The 20,461-nt window shown below is 40.3% G+C and carries 16 protein-coding genes; 5 read left to right on the plus strand and 11 right to left on the minus strand.

The genetic code is table 11. From position 1 onward, the window contains the following. Positions 1 to 14: 14 nt before the first annotated feature. Entirely contained in the window at positions 15 to 1,199 is a 1,185-nt protein-coding gene (gene lodB, locus AC6JAD_RS15810; RefSeq protein WP_461303986.1) for a lysine-epsilon-oxidase maturase LodB, read from the minus strand. Between the two features lie 5 nt (positions 1,200 to 1,204). Continuing rightward, positions 1,205 to 3,343: a CTQ-dependent lysine 6-oxidase LodA gene (gene lodA, locus AC6JAD_RS15815; protein WP_461303985.1), complete on the minus strand. Its 2,139-nt coding sequence runs from the start codon at positions 3,341 to 3,343 to the stop codon at positions 1,205 to 1,207. Positions 3,344 to 3,562: 219 nt separating this feature from the next. On the opposite strand from lodA, the gene AC6JAD_RS15820 reads away from it, so the two are divergent. From AC6JAD_RS15820 to AC6JAD_RS15835, 4 genes are read left to right on the plus strand one after another with little or no spacing between them, the layout of a single operon-like run. Then, positions 3,563 to 4,003 carry a thioredoxin family protein gene (locus AC6JAD_RS15820; RefSeq protein WP_461303984.1) on the plus strand — a complete coding sequence of 147 codons (441 nt, stop codon included), beginning with the start codon at positions 3,563 to 3,565 and terminating at the stop codon, positions 4,001 to 4,003. Beyond that, complete coding sequence (locus AC6JAD_RS15825) at positions 4,004 to 4,993, plus strand: FAD:protein FMN transferase (RefSeq protein ID WP_461304013.1); 990 nt, start codon at positions 4,004 to 4,006, stop codon at positions 4,991 to 4,993. Further along, complete coding sequence (locus AC6JAD_RS15830) at positions 4,990 to 5,199, plus strand: DUF4266 domain-containing protein (RefSeq protein WP_461303983.1); 210 nt, start codon at positions 4,990 to 4,992, stop codon at positions 5,197 to 5,199. Before AC6JAD_RS15825 ends, AC6JAD_RS15830 begins: the two co-directional genes overlap by 4 nt. Before the next feature lie 9 nt (positions 5,200 to 5,208). Beyond that, a complete protein-coding gene (locus AC6JAD_RS15835) occupies positions 5,209 to 6,675 on the plus strand; it encodes a DUF3570 domain-containing protein (RefSeq protein ID WP_497865718.1) in 1,467 nt (488 codons plus the stop codon). Between the two features lie 95 nt (positions 6,676 to 6,770). Here AC6JAD_RS15835 and AC6JAD_RS15840 read toward each other — a convergent pair whose 3' ends face one another. Beyond that, positions 6,771 to 7,892: a T9SS type A sorting domain-containing protein gene (locus AC6JAD_RS15840; protein WP_461303981.1), complete on the minus strand. Its 1,122-nt coding sequence runs from the start codon at positions 7,890 to 7,892 to the stop codon at positions 6,771 to 6,773. A gap of 176 nt (positions 7,893 to 8,068) precedes the next feature. Next, the gene (locus AC6JAD_RS15845; protein ID WP_461303980.1) at positions 8,069 to 9,808 is read right to left on the minus strand and encodes a helix-turn-helix domain-containing protein; all 1,740 of its coding nucleotides are present in this window, start codon (positions 9,806 to 9,808) and stop codon (positions 8,069 to 8,071) included. A gap of 271 nt (positions 9,809 to 10,079) precedes the next feature. On the opposite strand from AC6JAD_RS15845, the gene AC6JAD_RS15850 reads away from it, so the two are divergent. After that, positions 10,080 to 11,510 (plus strand): choice-of-anchor B family protein, encoded by a 1,431-nt coding sequence (locus AC6JAD_RS15850; protein ID WP_461303979.1) that lies wholly within the window; start codon positions 10,080 to 10,082, stop codon positions 11,508 to 11,510. A 47-nt stretch (positions 11,511 to 11,557) separates the two neighbouring features. Here AC6JAD_RS15850 and AC6JAD_RS15855 read toward each other — a convergent pair whose 3' ends face one another. From AC6JAD_RS15855 to AC6JAD_RS15885, 7 genes are read right to left on the minus strand one after another with little or no spacing between them, the layout of a single operon-like run. Further along, positions 11,558 to 12,892 carry a capsule assembly Wzi family protein gene (locus tag AC6JAD_RS15855; RefSeq protein WP_461303978.1) on the minus strand — a complete coding sequence of 445 codons (1,335 nt, stop codon included), beginning with the start codon at positions 12,890 to 12,892 and terminating at the stop codon, positions 11,558 to 11,560. 33 nt (positions 12,893 to 12,925) lie between these two features. Further along, entirely contained in the window at positions 12,926 to 15,307 is a 2,382-nt protein-coding gene (locus AC6JAD_RS15860) for a GumC family protein (protein WP_461303977.1), read from the minus strand. A 9-nt stretch (positions 15,308 to 15,316) separates the two neighbouring features. Continuing rightward, entirely contained in the window at positions 15,317 to 16,072 is a 756-nt protein-coding gene (locus tag AC6JAD_RS15865) for a polysaccharide biosynthesis/export family protein (protein ID WP_461303976.1), read from the minus strand. Between the two features lie 48 nt (positions 16,073 to 16,120). After that, positions 16,121 to 18,106, minus strand: a complete 1,986-nt coding sequence (locus tag AC6JAD_RS15870) for a polysaccharide biosynthesis protein (protein WP_461303975.1) — start codon at positions 18,104 to 18,106, stop codon at positions 16,121 to 16,123. 17 nt (positions 18,107 to 18,123) lie between these two features. Beyond that, complete coding sequence (locus AC6JAD_RS15875) at positions 18,124 to 19,251, minus strand: DegT/DnrJ/EryC1/StrS family aminotransferase (protein ID WP_461303974.1); 1,128 nt, start codon at positions 19,249 to 19,251, stop codon at positions 18,124 to 18,126. A gap of 2 nt (positions 19,252 to 19,253) precedes the next feature. Beyond that, a complete protein-coding gene (locus tag AC6JAD_RS15880) occupies positions 19,254 to 19,853 on the minus strand; it encodes a NeuD/PglB/VioB family sugar acetyltransferase (protein WP_461303973.1) in 600 nt (199 codons plus the stop codon). Then, entirely contained in the window at positions 19,850 to 20,461 is a 612-nt protein-coding gene (locus AC6JAD_RS15885; RefSeq protein WP_461303972.1) for a sugar transferase, read from the minus strand. The genes AC6JAD_RS15880 and AC6JAD_RS15885 overlap by 4 nt, the downstream gene beginning before the upstream one ends.

The raw sequence follows: 20,461 nt of genomic DNA on the forward strand, positions 1-20,461 counted from the left end.
AATACCTTAATTTGTCAGTCGACCAAACTGAAGCCATTTCTGGAGTTTGCTGCCCCATAGTGATGCATTACATCATTATTTTCAGCCTGCCGACGTTCCCAAAAGAGTGAGGGTTTCCAACGGATTTCCTTAGCATAGAACTCGCTACGGAGTTTTAAGTAGTTCTTAAAATTTTTGACTATATCTTGTTGAAATTCCAACGAATCGCGATTTTTTATATCATTTAGCAATTGATGCTTTATCAATTTGGCAGCATGAATGGCCGAGGTCATTGCAAACCCAATGCCCATAGATGAAATGGGGTCGAATGACGATGCCGCGTCCCCTATCGCAATAAAATTATCATGGCCCGATGTGTCCGTTAGTTGAGTCGCAGCATTTCTCACCCAAGGTTTTAAGGAAAGCGCAGTCGCCCCTTTCAATTCATTTTTCAGAAATTTTGATTGTGCGACCAATGCGGTCCAATTCTCCTTTTTATCTATCCCGTATTTCGAAACTATGTCCGCATCAGTAAAAAAACAAGCTGTGATGGTCCCATTGGGTAATACGGCCTTGTACCACCAGCCCAACTCGGTGGTTTCCAATATTTGCTCTTGCGATAATGGGGTTTCCTCATTCGGTTTTAAAAACACCCCTACTCCCACTAAGGAGTCCATTTTGTGGATAGTAATCCCCAACCTCCTGCAGACCATAGCATTTCTTCCTGTGGCATCGACAAGGTACTTAGCTTTTACCTTAAAGCTTCCCCTTTCAGCATGTTTAAGGTTTGCACACCATTCTGTGTTCTCCTTTTTTATAAAATCCAAACATTTGGTACGGGGAAATACACTCCCTCCCCGTTCTACTACTTGTTCAATAAGTTTAAAATCGAATTTCTGCCTATCCAATTGAAAGGTGGAATTCTCTGCAGTAAATATAGAATGAATCCTGCTTGGGTATTCGTTGCCCCAATAAGCAATCGTACCGTAGGCCGGAAGAAAACATCCTTCTTCAAAATCTGACTTATCCATTTTCAGGTAATCCAGAATATTGAATAGACTTGGCGATACATGTTCCCCTATCCGTTCCCTCGAAAAATCTGATTGTTCGACTATGGTGACTGTACACTTTGAATAATTGAGTAGACTCAAAGCCAATGCAGTGCCAGCTGGGCCTCCGCCAATGACGAGTACATCTGTATTATATGCTGTGTAGGACATACGAACTATCTACGGTTTCGCGTTCCAGAACGTGGGGATCCGAGTCCTTCCTTAGCAATACTTATAGGCTTAAAGGATCGCTCTTCTAGAAAGGATACCAATAGCTGGGCCCTTTTACCTTTTTGAGCAATGACTTTTGTGTCTGCTTCAATAAAAAATACCGGAATAGTAGTTTCATTGTCCGCCTCATTTCCACTTACCTGTCCTACTTCATAAGCCTCGAACGTAAATAGGTCGTGGTTTCTTTCCGTTTCCGTAAAGAAAGGATATCCCTTATCCCCAGAATTACGATCGCGAATAAATGCCAAGGCAGACCAATGCTCTACCATTTGAACAAAACTGTTTATTCCCCGCGCGTAATTCATTTGCTGACCAAAAGGAAGGTGGGATTTTTGCTCCCCGTCTAACGTTGGTTCACCGGCAATAACATCCCATGGGCTTTGTGGAGGCCACCAATAACTATAATAGTTGGGTGGCAAAGGTTCATTAGATTCTGTAGTTGTTTCCCTAGTAAGGGTATTATCATATGATTTTCCTGAAGCCTCCCATTTTTCATGGGTTTCGTAAGTGGTAGTTACCACAGACTTCTTTAGATCTTTATTAATGGCAGGAACCGAAAAATTGATCAGCTGAATGGTACACTGGAAAAAATCGGCTTGCCATGGACATGCCATTCTTTTGGTTAAATCGCCTGGTTCACAGCCTCCACCTTCACACTCGTCCCTTGATGGGGAAAGGCCTGTTGCATCATAACCTCCCATGCCTTTCTGGTCAGAAATAATATAAGGATCGGAGTAGATGGCTGGATTTTGAACGCTCCAGGTTACTTCTATTCCTGGACACATCGGCAGCCCAACACAATTCCCGACACTAGCCTGATCGTTTTCATGTACTGGGTAAGGCTTATATTCTGGGTTGCTTTCAAATTTTCCTTTGGCCCACTGAGAGAATAGGAAGTATTGTGTTTCATTAAGTGCTAAAAATTTTACCACAGTTTCATTACTCACAGAATTACTGCCAGAGTTGAGAGGCATCATTGGAAAAATATCCGACCCGTTTTCCCTAAACAGCTGCTGCTGCGGCTGATCTGGTGATGGGTTCGATTTGTCATCGGGCTGGCGGAAATAAGCAAAGTAGTTCTCCCTATTTGCCCTGTTGGATTCGCTAGGGTCTGAGAAATCAAAAATATTGGATGTGAAGGCCATCATGGGTTGCACATTGGCGACCCATTGATACCTACCCAACCTCGTAATGATGGGAAGTATATCCCTTTGATAATTCGCTATGTAGTCTTCATTATAATTACCGCCCTTGCATAGTCCAGGGTCGATATTCATGGTTCGTACCGCAACATCCAACATCGTATCGCTAAGAGTTGATATGTTCACAATTTCGGGAGCAAAATCTGGCGATCCAACAATTACCCAAGCCTGGAGTTGTACAGCTGGGGTTCCGTCGTTAAAAGTAACCGTACAGTAAACGGGACCATCGGATATATCGTCATGCCAAGTACTGGAGCCTCCATAACTTGTTAAGGGTTCATTGCCTCCCGCATTTCCAAATCCTCCTAAAACGATGAGCCTGCCATCCGAATCAGTAACCAGATCCCCTAAGGTTAGTACAGGTGTTCCGGATGAAACCTTGACAGGTGGATACGATGCATGATCCTTATAACTTGATGGAACACTGGCCTTATCGAACCCAATTTTTTGTTTTGGGCCAGAAATGGTTCTCGGTCCTGGGTCGACGATAAGTTTCTGACGATCCTCCGCATCTGGATTTCGAAACGGAACATTTCTATTGGCATAACTATTTTGTACCCCATAAAGCAGGTTACCTTCGAGCTCGCTGTAATTGTACCAAGCTGCTTTTTTATTTGCGAGATGAACATTCCACACGATTGATTCGACATTTGGAGAATCCAAGGTTAACTCCTTATCGTCGGAAGTAAAAATTTTAAATGGTTGTCCCTGTCTTCGCACCTGACCATGTTTGTCCTTAAAATTGATTACAGGCCCCTTTTTATTACCATACTCATCTGCTTCGAACGGTAATCCGCCAATGGTTTCCGGTGCCAGATAAAACTGACCTTTGCTACTACCTAATCGTGCTATCCCAATAGATGGGCTAATTCGCAATTCCATAATTTCATGATTAAAGTTAGACTAAACTGAATGGGGAATGTGAACAGCCTATAGCTAGCCACTTCATAAAGGTAAGGTGCCACTTGTGCATACGGCAATACGTGTTTTTACGTAATGTTACTGATTCACAGTTTAATGCAGATTCTTTTAGTAGAAAAACATTTTTATTTCAGGAGATTGAATCCCTTAGTTGTTTTAGATTAAACAGCTAGTAAGTATATGTTCAGATACACCCTCCTACTCTCATTATTTTTTCTTTGCAACATCACAGCCTTAGGCCAAGAGTGGCTCAACGACATAGATGAAGCCAAAAATGAAGCGATTTCGGAAAATAAATTGATCCTTTTGGTATTTCAAGGAAGCGATTGGTGCGCTCCCTGTATAAAACTGGATAAAGAAATTTGGAGTTCGGATACTTTCAGATCATATGCTGAAGATCACTTTGTGATGTTACAAGCAGATTTCCCAAGAAGAAAGAAAAATGCACTTCCCGCTTCTCTTCAGCAGCACAACAATTCCTTAGCCGAAACATACAATCCCAATGGAATCTTCCCATTTGTAGTTATTCTCGATGGAAACGGAAAAACATTGGGTGAAACGGGATATAAAAAAATGGCTCCTGAAGCCTATATTTCACATATTAACTCATTCATTCAATAGATTTTGAAAACTATTCACCTCCTTTTAGCCTTGTTTTTGGCACCTAGCCTTTTAGCCCAACAGAATTTTAAACGCTCCCTTAAATTAATGGGATGCGGATTTGAGATCACGGTTGTGGCCTCAAATCAAGAAGAAGCGGATAAATATATCGATATCGCTGTTTCAGAAATACAACGTATTGAGCATATGATTTCTTCATGGGATCCGAATTCGCAGACCACAGCCATAAACAAAAATGCAGGCAAGGAGCCGGTTAAAGTGGATCTGGAGCTTATTGAACTCATAGAGCGTTCTAAAAAGATTTCCGAATTGACCGAAGGGGCATTCGATATTAGTTATGCGTCTATGGATCGTATATGGAAATTCGACGGCAGTATGACCTCCATGCCTTCAGAAACCGAAATAACCAATTCGGTAGCTCGAGTGGGCCATGAGAAGATTCTTCTGGATAAGGAAAAGTCGACTGTCATGTTAAAGGATGAAGGAATGAAAATTGGGTTTGGAGCAATTGGTAAGGGATATGCCGCAGATAAAGCAAAGTCTTTGTTAAGGGATCATGGTGTTTCCGGCGGGATCATCAATGCCTCTGGCGACCTAAATACCTGGGGCACCCAATTCGATGGCAGTGACTGGCTAGTCGCCATAAAAAACCCCTTGAACAACGAAAAAGTTTTTTCATGGATGCCCATAAAGAACAGTGCGGTCGTCACTTCAGGCAACTACATAAAATATGTAGAGTTTGATGGGGTACGGTATTCGCACATTATAAATCCTAAAACTGGGTATCCTTCTAGTGGGGTACGCAGTGTGAGCATATTTACCAAAAATGCTGAATTAGCCGATGCCCTGTCCACTTCCGTCTTTGTAATGGGATTGGACACAGGGCTTCATATGATAAATCAGTTGAACGGCGTGGAATGCATTATTGTCGATGATTCGCATAAAGTTCATACTTCAAATAACATCGAATTAGATACCAGTAAATTATGATAAGAATTGCCTTAGGAATTATCCTACTCACTTCCCTGCAATCCTGCCTTGTGGTGAAGGAATATGAAAAAGTAAACATTAACGATCCCGATATGAACCTGGCAGCACACAAATGCGAACGGTTCGAAACAAATTTTCAAGTATACAGGGAAGGATCTTCTGGTGCCAATGGTGGTAAAACCGGAGGTGGATGTGGCTGCAACTAAACACAATTAATGAAGAATATACACCTCACCATACTATCTCTATTTAGTGTATGTGCCTATGCACAAGAAACCAACACTCCTTCTACGTATAAAAAAAGGGTGCTGGAAAGTGCTGAAGTCGACTTTATTTCGAGCTATTACGAACAGGATGGGAACAATGCATCCGTTACGGGCGGAATAGGTACCGAAAAACTAACGGACGTTACCCCCACAATTACTGTTACCATGCCATTGAGTGCCGATGAATTATTAACGGTAGATGCGGGTATTTCGGCCTATACTTCTGCCTCTTCCAGTAACCTGGATCCATTCGATTCTAGTGGGGCTTCTGGAGGGGAATTCGAAGGTGATGATGCCAAAGGAGGGGATACTAATAGAAATAATGCAAATACGGTTACAGGCAGTCCATGGGTGGCCTCATCTGGAGAATCTTATATGGATATTTGGGGAAATGCCACGCTTAGTTACACAAAATACAGTGATGATAGAAATCGTATTTGGAATGTGAACGGTGGTATCTCTTCAGAGTATGACTACTTCTCTGCTGGTTTTGGTGGAGGGTATACATGGTTATTCAATCAGAAAAATACTGAAATTGGTTTTAAAGCCTCTATCTTTCTTGACAAATGGAGCCCTCGCTACCCTACCGAATTGGATTCTTATGTAGATGCGGGTCAGGACTTGAACAATGGTTTCTTTGAAGGGATTGATATACTGAATGAGCAAGGGGAAATTATTGATAAGAATGGCTCGAATGTTTGGAGTCCGGTAGATGGCTTTGGCCTTATTGAAAACAAAAACAGGAATAGTTACACCCTTTCATTGAGTTTCTCCCAAATTTTGAGCAGAAATGCCCAGCTGTCCCTGTTTGTAGACTTAATACACCAAGAAGGTTGGTTAGCAAACCCCATGCAGCGTGTCTATTTTGGGGATCGATCCAATTACTACATAGGAAATGCCGCGAGTATCCCAAATTATACATCGACCACGAATACGGATGTATTTCAACTAGCCGATGATATTGAAAGATTACCAGACACACGATTAAAGACACCCATTGGGGCCCGTCTTAACTACTTTCTTAATGAGAACATAAGTGTGCGTACTTACTATAGGTACTATTTCGATAATTGGGGAATGAGTTCTCATACGGCTAGTATAGAATTGCCCATAAAGCTTGGGGATAAATTCACTTTGTACCCAAATTACAGGTACTACACCCAAACTGCAATCGATCACTTTGCCCCTTTCGAGCAAAATCTATCTACCCAACAATATTACACATCGGATTATGATCTATCTGCCTTTAACGCTAGCCAGTATGGTTTTGGAATACGGTATACAGATATCTTTACGAAGTTCCGACTCTTCAAATTCGGTTTAAAAAGCATCGATCTAAGGTTTGCGCAATATGAGCGCAGCAATGGTCTTAGTGCCAGTATTATTTCTGGAGGGTTCAAATTTATATTCGATTGAGTGTCCCCTACTATTTTTTTTGATGATTGAAAGTGGTACTAAGAGAAAAGCCCCCTGCATTTTGGCTAGGGGGCTTTTCATAGGGAAGAACAAACTTAATTTTTAATAAAAGAAGTCACTGCCTTTCCATTATTGGGCGAATTGACTTCCACGAAATACATTCCTGAACTTAACCAAGAAACATCTAACGCATTTGAGTTCGTATCACCTAGCTGAACCTTGGATAAAAGTGTCCCAGATAACGAATAAATAGAAATGGTACCCTGATACAGCAAAACGCTATCCGGGACATCAACATTCAACAAATGATTCACAGGGTTTGGGGCTATAGACAACTCCAAATCATTCCCAATATCTTCGATACCCAACACGAAATCGTCAATGCGACGAATATTACCGACCCCGCTAAATTCTGAAATGTAAAGGGCTTGTTGTGATGGGTTATATACGATTCCGTTGGGATAACTGAAGCTCGCCTCCGATATATCCCCGTCCATACTACCTTCTTCACCACCGGTAAACAAGATTACATCATCAACCAAAAGAGGGTTTATCTTGTAAATTTTATGGCCGCCAAAAGTGGTCCCATATAAGTTACCATCGGCATATGCAATAAATCCCAAAAACGGATTGTCCGCTGCGCCCCCATCAGGTACTGTTGCTACGTATTCTAAAGAACTTCCAACAACACGGTAAATCTCCCTTCCTACAAAATTGCCCACATATAATGTATTGGTTTCGTCATATGCCAAGCCAACTGGGGCGTTTAGGGGAGCTCCCGTGACTAAAGTTGTAATACTGCCATCTGTAGCCAGCTCCTTTATGCTATTGTCTCCGGTGTCCGTATACAGCATGGTTCCTGAAGGTGAGGCTATTAGACCGGAAGGAGTGGGCCCCACGACGTAGGTTTCCAATAAGGTCCCTGTAGCATCGAATTTAACGATTTCACCGGCACCCCAGTCTATCACGAATAGATTGCCGCTCGTGTCGAAGGCCAAGCCATTCGGGTTTGTAAAACCGCTAACAAAGGGTGTCGCCACACCATCCGTTCCGATTTGGTATACGGTATCCCCTGAAAAATTGGAGCCGTATAAATTTCCATCGCTGTCAAATACCAGGGCATCGTCTACATCTATGCTGGGATCTGCCATGAAAGTGGAAACCGTTTGCGCAATAGCAATGTTTCCAATTAGTAAAAAGAAAATACATTTTATCATAGTATACATTTTTAGAGGGTTAGAATTGTTATTATGATTCTCCACATATATGAAGTGCACCATGGAGTTCATAACAATTTACCTTCAAAGTTATCTATGAATATGGGTGTTGAAAAATGAAGTTTATTCAGATTTATAAATCAAAATGAAATAGGAAGTAAAGAACAATCGGCCCGTCATTCTGGTTGTACCAATCGTTTTTTAATGTAATAGGATGGAGTAAGTCCTGTAAACTTTTTGAAAGCATTGTAAAAGGTAGAGCTCGATGCAAAACCCGATTTTTCGGCAATATGGTCTATGGTTAACCTCCTAAACGTGGGCTCCGATTCCAAACTTTCCAGTGTATAGGATAGGCGAAGTTCATTTAAAAAAGTAGCAAAGCTCTTTTCGTAATCCTCATTAATTACCTTAGACAAATAAGTTGTATTGGTATCTATTAGGCGGGCCAGCTTAGCCAGTGTCATATCTGCATCGAGATAAAAATCTCCTTCCATCAATTTTTCAATTGCTGAATGAATCTTTTCCCTTTGCTCATCATGTATCTTTGATGGATCCTCCTTAGACTTGGGCTTTACCAAAATAGCCTGCTTTTGTTTGAGCTCTTTAGCAAGTTCGGAGTTCTTTATAAATAATAGGTGCTTTTGCTTTTTCTGATTAATAAAAAAGTAATACACAACAAAAACCAACAGAAACAGGAAGAAAAGCACAATGGTAATCAAGGTCAATTTTGCCTTTTGCTCCTTAATAACCAATTCACTTTGTGCGTTTTCATAATTAAGTTTCTCAATTTCAACTTGCTTCTTACTTGCCTCATATTTTTGGGTAATCGCAACGATTTCCTGTTTTACCTTCAATTCATCCAGCGAATCCTTAAGCTTTACGTAGTGCGCATTGTGAGTTAAAGCCTTCTCATAATTCTTTAATCGTGTATAGGTTTTGCTTAGATTTCTGTGTACAGTAGTATCAAAGGACGGTGCTGTAGACTCCTCTAGTGCGTTTTTGTAATACTGCAATGCTACCGGATAATCTTTCAGCATAAAGTATCCATTAGCAACGGCATTATGTAACAGGTCTAGCTGGCAATACGTATTATCTACTAACCCCTTCTTTCCAAAATAAACAGCACTATCTGCCTTATTTAACTTGTGATAGTAGTTGCTTAATGCCAAATAATATGTGGGTAGAAAAAGATCCTTACGGTCATGGGTCACAATTTTAATTGCCTCCCGTGTCATGTCGATAGCTTTATTGATCTTGTCTTCGTCATCATAAAGCTCGGATCTATAGTACAGCAGGTAACTATCCATGCCTTTATCAACATTATATGCTAAAGCATTCCTAAAATAGCTGTGTGCCTGATCGAATTCCTTAATTTCCCTATGAAGATTCCCAAGGTTGCTGTAAACAAGGGATAAATTCATACTATCCTTTTGGGTCAAGGTCTTCGCTTTTCTTATGGTTTTTTCGGCATTGATGTTGGCTTCCACACCACTTAAGAAGTCTTTTTCATAATTATAGATATCACTTATCAAGAAATACGATCTTATCTTTATGGTATCATGAAGTTGATCGTTAGCTAAATTCTCATGAAGTAGGCCTTTGGCTTTTTCAACGTCCCGCTGCCAATATAGTGCGCGGGCGTTGCAAACCTTTGCATATCCAACCATCTCATCATTATTAAGGCTTAAAGCCAATTCCATAGCTCTATTTGAGTAGCGATTTGCGCTATCGAACTTCTTTTGTGAGGCATAATTGGCAGTCCAACGATAATAATTTCGTAGCTCCACAATTTTTTCCATATCGATCCCATTAAAAGTGCTTTTATCCTGTGCCGTGGTCCAGCCACAGATCATAAGAAAAAAAACAAGGAGGATCATCGAGATGGCACTGCTGGAAAACTTCACTTTATGCTTCATGATGGGTCTGTTCTTTGGATTCATAAAAATACTAGGTGCGCGGGCATTTTCTTCATAAAAAAATTCAAATTGATAAAAAATTCTCTCCAAATTTATAAATCAAGAGAGGCTAATTTATCCGTTTTCTTTAAAAGTCGACTACATCCGAAATTCGAAGAATATCCAATTCTACTAGGAGAATTAAGTTTTAAGAGGGAAATAGTTATCGGAATTAACATTCGTAACATCATTTTTAAGTAAATTGTGTCTGTTCAACAAAAAAAACGCAACTATGAAAAAAGCAATACTCACCTGTCTATTCTTTACTGTATCATTCTGCCTTATGGCGCAAACACCCTGTGAAAGTGGAATGGCTGGAGTCTATCCTTGTGATGGTTATGATTTGCAGTCCAATATCCCGGTAGCCTTCTTTGGGGCAACTTCGGGAAATGATGCTTGGGGATGGACCGACCCACAAGATGGGAAGGAATATGCCATTATGGGAGTTAAAAATGGTACCGTATTCATTGATATTTCAGATCCGATTAACCCTGTTTATTTAGGAAAACTAGACACACATACCAGTAGTAGTGAATGGAGGGATATTAAAACACTTGGTGATTATGCCCTTATAGGAAGTGAAGCCAGTGGTCATGGAATGCAGATATTCGATCTTACCAGATTGCGCAATGTCGCCAGTCCACCAGTTACGTTTACCGAAGATGCGCATTATTCTGGATTTGGAAATTCGCACAACATTGTGGTAAATGAAGATTCTGGATACGCCTATGGTGTTGGTACCAGCACGTTTAGTGGAGGTGCACACTTTGTTGATATGTCCGACCCTTTAAACCCAGTAGCTGCTGGAGGATGGGCTGGTGATGGATACACTCACGATGCTCAGGTAGTGACCTATTCAGGGCCTGACTCCGATTATACGGGAAGGGAGATATTTGTGGGAAGTAACGAAAATGAAGTCGTCTTTGTGGATGTAACCGATAAAGGGAATCCACAAAACATATCCTCTATAAGTTACAATAACATTGGGTATACCCATGAAGGTTGGTTCACCGAAGACCAGGCATATTTTATTACTACAGATGAGTTGGATGAAGTCTTTTTTGGATTCAACCTGCGCCTTATTATTTTGGATGTAAACGATTTGGACAATCCAAGTGTACATATGGAATATTTAGGCCCAACGACCGCTTCCGATCACAATGTGTTTGTTAAAGGGGATAAAGCATATGCCTCCGCTTATAGAGGTGGAATGCGCGTGATGGATGTTTCCGATCTAGCCAATAACAATATGACAGAAATTGGTTTCTTCGATACATGGCCTGCAGATGACAACGCAAGTGCTAGTGTAGGAGATCCAGGGGCATGGGGTGTTTACCCATTTTTTGAAAGCGGTAATATTGTGATAAGCAATTATTCCGATGCTGGTGGGTTCTTCTTGGTTAAGGATCCTTCATTAAGCGTTAATGAGAATACAGAGTCTTCCTTTTCCGTATCACCCAATCCTGTAAATGATATATTAACCGTACGATCACAAAGTGATCCAATTACCGAAATTGCGATTTATGACCTAAACGGTAGATTATTACTTTCAGAAAGTGCCACATCGGTCACATCCAAAACCATATCACTTGCGGAATTATCGCAAGGAATATACATAGCTGTTATCAACAACAGTCAAACGATAAAAATTGCTAGAGAATAAGGAAGTTTTCCTTAGTAATAAAAGTCCCCGGAAGGGGGCTTTTTTTATTAAAACTGATACGAATACTCCAATCCCGCTCCAAAAGAAGTGTCAATGCTTTCACCGCTATCCAACCCTGTGAATAGCCTAAAACTTCCATAATTAGGGGTATTATAACGCACTGAGAGGTAATTGTGCAGCAGATCTATGTCTGAAGTAAAAGGACTGTTGTAAGTCCCCAAATGTTTAGCAATAGAAGTTTTAAACATCCAAGATATTTTTCGGAAAGTCCCACTAAGTCCAAAATGGTGCACCTTAGTTCTATTACTGATAATGGGGGATGTTTCACTGGTTATTTCCCGATTGGGATCAATCAAAATAAATGGCACTCCCAATACATTCCCATCATAAGTCCATCCGCTTCTATACACATTATTACTAAAATAATTATCTGAACCAGCCAACTGATTACCAACCCCTTGATCGTTGGTGCCTACATATTCATATAAAATTCCATTGAACAACTTTTGATTGCTGGGTACAAAGTAAATACCCCAAACACCATCTGGTATATTTTTTAAAGCGGTTCCAGAGCCATCCTCGAAAGGGTGCTCGTGATATAATGAAAATATCCCTACGTTTGTTTTAAAGGAATAGTCCAACAAATAACTCCCTAAATGATTTCCTACTGCGTTGGTAATCTCTCCATCCTCACCTATTTCTTCAGATTGTTTGGCTATAAAAACATCTACAAAGGTGTCGAATCCACTAGGCAAGTCACCAAAATCAGGTGAGGTACCCGACCATTGTGCGTAATGCTGTATTTGTCCTTTAATTGTATGGTTTTCATTCAACTTAACATGTAAACCCAAGCGCTTATAATGGACTAATGCATCGTCAACATAGCGGTCACCGTTCAGCCAATAGTGGCCTATTCCCCAGTCTATTGCTAAATTATCAGAAATCTTCAATGGATTCGAGGCTTCCAATAACACGCCTGGTAATGGCCTTGCATTTTCAGAAAGTAGAAAATTTGCATTGGTTGTAGAGAGACCTCCTTTTCGTGTTTTTCCCCTTCGTGCTCCAACTGTTGCATTTAGCCACGCATTCGTGAACTGTATAAAAAGATCCCTTCTCTGAAATTCATCCTGTACTTCATTTCTGTAAAAAAAAGCTGCGCCTCCCTTCAACTCCGAGGTTTCATTTATATCGTAGGTTGCCAGAATTTCCCCTGTACCAGAAAAAGTTGTCTCCTCACCCCATTGATTATTTGTATTCCTGAACATCCAAAAGGGTGTAGCATCTTCAGATGAGAAAAGACCTGAAGCTGAGACAGAGCCTTCCCAATTTACGGATTGTGAAAAAGCAGAAATCGTAATCAGAAAACAAAAAATGAAACGCATGATGGACTCGAATTGGGGATTAGAAATGTATCACTATTTGAACAAACGACCTAATAGGCCCTTTCTCTTCTCTTCGCTATAGGCGTAGCCATATTTATTACCGTATCCAAAGTTTATCATGGAAACACTGTTTAAAACAGTAGCCACATTCACTAGCCTCTTATCTTCTATGGCATCCTTGGCAAAGCCAAGTAATTTACGCTCCGTATAATTTGCGCGCACTACATACAATGTAACATCTGCCAACTTATTGATAAGAATTGTATCTGTTACAAGCATAGAAGGAGCAGTATCTACCACTACATAATCGAATAAATCCCGGGTTTCTTCAAAAAACTCTTCGGTCCTGGACTCCATTAAAAGTTCAGCTGGGTTGGGTGGGATAACCCCAGAGAGTATGATACTCAGGTTTTCATTATAGCTACTTTTAGCTGCCAAGTCCCTTACATGAAGACTTGGGTCGATAATATACTCAGTCAATCCTTTTCTGGACTGGGACTCTTTTGGAAGGTACCGTTGCAATTGGGGATTACGGATATCTGCTCCAACCAAAGCTACCTTTTTACCAGTAAGGGCTAAAGTCAATGCCAAATTGAAAGCCACAAACGTCTTTCCTTCACCTTTTATCGTAGATGTAACAAACACGGTATTGGCCTTTTTCTCCTTATTCAGTTTGTTTATGAACAGGTATTGCAGATTGGTCCGCAATATCCTAAAAGATTCCGCAAGTATACTTCTGTCATTAATCTGGATTAATTGTTCATCACCTTTACCCAATTTTGGTATTTCTCCGATAAGACTTACATCCTTTATGAGTGCTTCTACATCCCTTCTAGTCGCCACCTTATTATTCAGGATAGACCTTGTGTAAATTATTGAAAAAGGCAATAAAAGACCTGCCAAAGCTGCGCCCAGGAAAATCAGGGCTTTTTTTGGCGAAACGGGAACATTACTACTAAACGCCTTATCGACTACTTTGGCTTTTGGTGCTGTTACGGCTAATGAAATATTCGCCTTTTCACGCTGTTGAAGCAAGAATAGATACAGCTGTTCCTTTATAGTTTGTTGACGCTCGATACCCCTATAAATTTTTTCTGCAGTTGGAACCTGAGATAATTTTGAATTTATCGAGGCCTCCTTAAAATTGAGATCCCTAAGGGAGATTTTCAAAGCGTTGGTGGTATTCTTAAGACTACCTAAGATCCCATTCCTTATATCCCCAATCTGATTGTTGAGATTAATCACCACTGGGTTTTTAGATGTGGAAGTCTTCAATAACTCATTGCGCCTCAGGATTAGTTGGTTATAATTATCAACCGATCGGGACACCTCTTCACCACTTAAACCGATATTTGCGGGAAGAAGATCATTGCTGGACGAGTTCTCCATATAATCGATCATGGTATTGGCCAATTCCAATTGGGTGTTTACATCGAACCTCCGTTTTTCAAATTCGCTCGCACTTTGAAGTATAAGCTGGGCTTCGGCTTCAATATCTGTAAGACGCCTCTCGCTTTTAAACTGTTCTTTATTCGTTTCTACAGAATCTAATTCGCGGGTAATAATCTCAAGTCGTGAATCGATAAAGTCTGATGTCTTCTTAGCCACCTGTCCCCTATCATTGATCGCATCCCTATTGTATTGAAATACCAGTTCATCTATAAAATCCTCAGCTCTGGCAGGCACTGGGGATTGCAGGCTCAAGACTACAACATTACTATTCTTTATTTCATTGATTACCTTAATCCTTTTTTGATATATAGAAGCTACCCGATCTATGTCATTGAAGGTCACGGAAATCGTTTTGCCGATGTAATGATTGAATACTTCTGGACTATCAAAAATGGGCAGTACCGTTATGTCGCCAAAAGGAAGCGCCACTTTTTCCCCAAAATCATTTCCCTGATTAATAGACTTATTTTCACTCCAAACTTCATAAGCCGTTTCGGAGATGATTTTAAAATTCAGTTTTGGGATTTGGGTGGTAACTACGCTGTCATTGAACGTAAGATATCGAACTTCGAAAGGTTTGTGCTCGTAAAGATTGGTATTCTTAAAAGTTCCTACACTTTCGTAAATTACATTTAAATCTAAGGTCTTGATGGCCTCTTTTATGATTCTTTTAGAACGGAAAACTGCCAATTCATTTTCAATCTTATTATCCCCAAAACGGTTCAAGAAACTACCAAGCTCCGAAAAAGCGGCTAGTTCTCCCGAATTACTCGCAGATCGATCATCTTTTATAATTATGGTTCCGGTACTCATGTAATAGGTGGTAGAATACCTTAGGTAAATGATGGTTCCTACTACGGCCAGAATTACGCCCAGAACAAACAAATACCAATGTCGCGTGTACCTATCTACTATTTCCCTTAAGGAAGGTTCATTTGGGTTGTGAGAGGTTAAATCGCTCATATTCTTGAATTATCGGGTAATCAATATTACACTGGTAAGGACTACGGTAAAAAGAGACAACAATGCCGGTACATCGGGTATAAAACCAGATTTTTTAACACCTTTCAAGGAAGGCTCAACATACACCACGTCATTCTGTTTTAGGAAATAGTAAGGGCTGGAAAACAAGTCTGTTTTTGTTAAATCAACACGTGTAACCGCTTGCTTGCCATTCTCTTCCCGGATAACCATAATATTGTCCCTACGGCCATCTTCGGACAAATCCCCAGCCAAACCAAGGGCCTGGGGCAAACTAACCTGTTCATCTGAGATATTATAAACCCCTGGGTTATTTACGCCTCCCAATACGGTGACCTTGAAATTCATGATGCGCACATCGACCACAACATCCGTAATAAATTCTGAAAGTTTACTTTTCAATTCCATTTGTAGTTCTGTTCTAGTTTTCCCACTTGCTTTAAGTGCTCCTAAAACAGGATAATTGATGGTGCCTTCAGAATTCACCAAATACCCTTGCAAGGTAGGATTGGCATTTCCCACATTGCCTTCGAGGCCTGTTTTACGACGGAATGGCTCCACTGCTTCCCTACTCATTGAGGAAATAGAGATATGGAGTACGTCATTATTTTCTATAACTGGTTCGAATTTGAGGGGGTTTTCCTGATTTGACAGGCCCTCGGTATCTTGGAAATATATAATCTGCTTTTTGGTAGCACAGGAGACAAGTAAAAACAAGGTGCTTACAAGAAGTAGGAATTGTTTCATAGTGGCATATAATTATGCAAATATAAACTTTTCGAGCAATGAAAGGGATTAGGAGGTGGTTACTTCTGGATTAATCTTTGATTCTGTATCCAATTCAGAAAATTCTGAATTCTCACTTTTAAACTCCGGCACTAATTCTTTAAGCAATTTAACCACCTTTTTATCCTTGTGCCTAGTGGCTGTTTTTATTATTTCCTTTACTTTTTTCTTGATCGTGTTAAAATCCCCTGCTGGTACTTTGGAAACCATAATTTTAGAATGATAGGTCGGCAATGTGGTCGAAGAATCATTCAATAGTTCTTCATATAGTTTTTCACCCGGACGAAGACCAATAATCTGTATATCAATATCATCATAAGGCTCTAAGCCGGACAGACGGATCATTCGCTCCGCCAAATCCAGGATACGCACTGGTTTCCCCATATCGAACACATAAATCTCCCCGCCCTTTCCCATTGTTCCTGCCTGTAATACCAATTGGCAAGCTTCAGGAATGGTCATGAAATATCGAATAATGTCTTTATGGGTTACCGTCACCGGCCCCCCTTGCATGATTTGTTTCCTAAAATGTGGAATCACTGAACCACTTGACCCAAGCACATTACCAAAACGGGTCGTTATAAATCGGGTATAGACCCCTTTCTCTTTCTGAAGGGATTGCACATACATTTCGGCTGCCCTTTTCGAAGCACCCATGACATTAGTAGGGTTCACCGCCTTATCTGTGGATACCATTACAAATTTTTCAATATCGAATTTAATGGCAAGAATGGAAATGTTAACCGTCCCTAGAATATTTACATATATGGCTTCATGTGGATTGCGTTCAATTAGCGGAACATGTTTATAGGCTGCAGCATGATAGATGATATCGAAATCATATTTTTTGAACATAAGCTCCATTCGGTACATATTGCTTATGTCTGCCAATTCGGTAATGAAATTTAATTTAGGATGATTCCTAATTAAGAATAACTCCAGTTCATGCAAAGCGGATTCCGCCTGATCCAATATGACGATCCGGTCTGGGTGGAAACTTGCCAATTGCCGAACGATCTCACTTCCAATAGATCCAGCACCTCCAGTTACGAGTATTGTTTTACCCAAAATGTCCTTTTTAATCACCTGATCATCAATCACAATGGGTTCGCGCTCTAGGAGGTCTTCTATCTGAATGGGCTTTATCTGATTCCTTATATCTGCCTTGGTATTCCATGTTTCCATGGATGGTACATTAAACACTTCAATGTTTTCAGAAATACAATCCTCTACAATTTGATTTTTCAGTTTCCCTGAAATCGACTCGTGTACAATGAGGACTCCCTCGATATTCAAATTTAAAAGTGCACTTGTTAAGGATCCCTTTACAGGTATTACAGGTTTACCGGCAATTTTGTACTTCTTGGAATCAAAATTTCGGGTTACAAATCCAACTAGTTCGAACGGCAAGTTAGATTCATTGGTTATTGCATTACCTAAAGAAATGGTCTGATCGTCCACGCCAATAATAACCACTCGCTTTTTATGACTTCCCGTAGCGGCCTTTTTTAAGAATTGATAGCTCTCTTTTACCACTACACGGAAAAGGAGCATACTTGCAAATGAAAGCAGCATATAGGTAAACAGGAATGTAGTTAAAAACACCCTTTGACCCGAAACAAACTCGTATGTGAGATTGAATGCAAATATCGTTACCGCTGTAAAAATGCAAGAAAAAGCAAGCTTCTTTATATCCGTAAATGTAGAATGCCTTATAATCCCTGCATAGGTGCGAAATAGAAAGAAAAAGACAAGATTTACCCCAATGATAGCAGCGAACTGCAATGGAATTGAAATAACCCTATGGAAACGAATGGGTGTCTCGCTTAAAACTAGGTATACCAGTAATAATGAAAAAAAAAGTAAAATTGTATCTATGATAAATACCGTCCATCGCGGTAAATATCGCTGATCCAGTAGCTTCAGTTTTTGATCTCCATCGTACAACCGGCTAATTAAAGAAGCACTTCTTTTCACGTCAATAAGATTAGGCAAACAAATATAGTTATTATCTAAACTAATTGAGAAATAACAGTGTTAATCCTTTGTTTCTGGTGTGTTGTTAAATTTGAGCCAGAAGGTAAACAAAGCCCATTTTTGAATAAATTTTCTGCAACATCCGATCCATAGTACGGATATTTTTGGAAGATAGGTTGTAAATGCATGGGTTTCCACAAAGGTCTGGATTCTATATTATCCGATGCCAGCGCCAAACGCAATTCATCATTGGTAAATGGGGCATTTTCCGTAACAGTTATACAACTTAGCCAATGATTGGACAGGAAATCCTCGGAATGTTCCATAAAAACAGACACACCGGGTTTTTCTTGAAATAGCTTTTTATAAAAATTATGATTTTCACGCCTTAACTTTACATGCTCATCGAGCACTTCCATCTGCCCTCTACCAATACCTGCACATATATTACTTAATCTGTAATTATAACCTATTTCGGTGTGCTCGTAATGAGGGGCTTCATCCCTAGCCTGTGTTGCCCAAAAAACAACTTTGTCTTTTACTTTTGGATCCCGGGTCACTAATGCGCCACCGCCCGAAGTTGTGATGATCTTGTTTCCATTAAAAGAAAGAATAGCCAACTCCCCAAAACTTCCACAAGGATTCCCTTTGTAGTAGCTACCTAAGGCTTCCGCGCTATCTTCTATCAGTGCGATTTCATATTTCCGCGCAACCGAAACGATCTCATCTACTTTAAATGGCATTCCGTATAAGTGAACAGCTATAATGGCTTTGGGCTTTTTACCCTTAGAGATGCGGTCTTTTATAGCATTTTCTAGATGTTCTGGGCACATATTCCATGTATCGGCTTCACTATCTACAAAAATTGGAATGGCTCCTTGATAGATAATAGGATTTGCAGAAGCACTAAAAGTCATGCTTTGGCAAATGACCTCATCTCCACTGCGTATTCCCAATTGAATTAGTGCTAAATGAATAGCCGCTGTACCCGAACTAAGAGCCGCCACATAAAATTCATCTCCAAAATAGGCTTCCAACGTTTTCTCAAATCCAGTAACATTGGGCCCCAAGGGTGCAATCCAATTGGTGTCAAAGGCTTCATCTACATAGTTCTTTTCGGTGCCTCCCATATGCGGTGAAGACAAATATATTCTCTCATTCATAGTTATTTAATAATTTTTCCTGGGTTACCATATACAGTGGCCCCATTGGGAATATCCTTAGTAACCACAGCACCAGCCCCTATAACAACTCCTACCCCAACCTTAATACCTGGTAAAACTACACTTCCTGCGCCAACCAACGTACCCTCTCCAATGGTCACTCCTCCGGCAATGGCAGCGTTGATGGCAATATGACAATAATCGCCCACGACGGCATTATGCGCAACAGTGGCATTGTGGTTCACAATACAAAACCGACCCAATGAAACAGAGGCGTCGATCACTGCCTGAGCCATTATCGTTGTTCCCAATCCTATTTCAGCTGAAGGATACACGACAGCACTAGGATGCATTAAAATTGGAAAATCGGCATTAATCTTCTGGGAGAGCTTCTTTCTAACCTCATTATTACCTACTGAAATGCATACAGAGGCTTTATTTAATTCCTGACCGTTATACTTGGATACAGGAACCCCAAGAATGAAATCATTCCTCGGTGCGTCGTCGTAAATATGTTGAACTTGGAGACCATTTATGCTCCTAATAAGTTCGACCATAGCAAAACTATGGCCTCCTGCTCCGTATAAAATTAGGTCGTTCATTCTTGATCTGTTCCTTTAAAAGGTGTTGTTGTTACCGTGTTGTCTCCACTTATATCTTTGCGAAGAAAAACTTTCGCAACGGTTTTAATTAGTATTTTTAGATCCAATGCGAAACCAATATGCTGTGCATAGTACACATCGTACTCAAATTTTTGCTCCCACGATATCGCATTTCTTCCATTTACCTGAGCCCAGCCCGTAATTCCTGGAACAACATCGTGCCGTTGTTTCTGAAAATCGTTGTACAAAGATAGATAATGTGGCAGCAATGGTCGCGGTCCTACAAAACTCATATCGCCTTTAATGACGTTAAGCAACTGAGGGATTTCGTCTAGGGAAGTTGACCTCACCCATTTCCCTAAGGAAGTAAGTCTATCCTTATCGGGCAATAGATTCCCATTGTCGTCCTTGGCGTCGGTCATGGTCTTAAACTTCACAACCTTAAAAATTCGTTCCTTCTTACCGGGTCTTTTCTGTAGGAAGAAAGGATTTCCTTTTAGATGTAGTCCCAACAATAAAGTCATTACTAGGAATATGGGAAATAAAACCACAAAGGCTACTATGCCAAATACAATATCGAATAGTGGTTTTATAAATGATTTGTACAC

It is taken from the genome of Aureisphaera sp. (genome assembly GCF_059726885.1).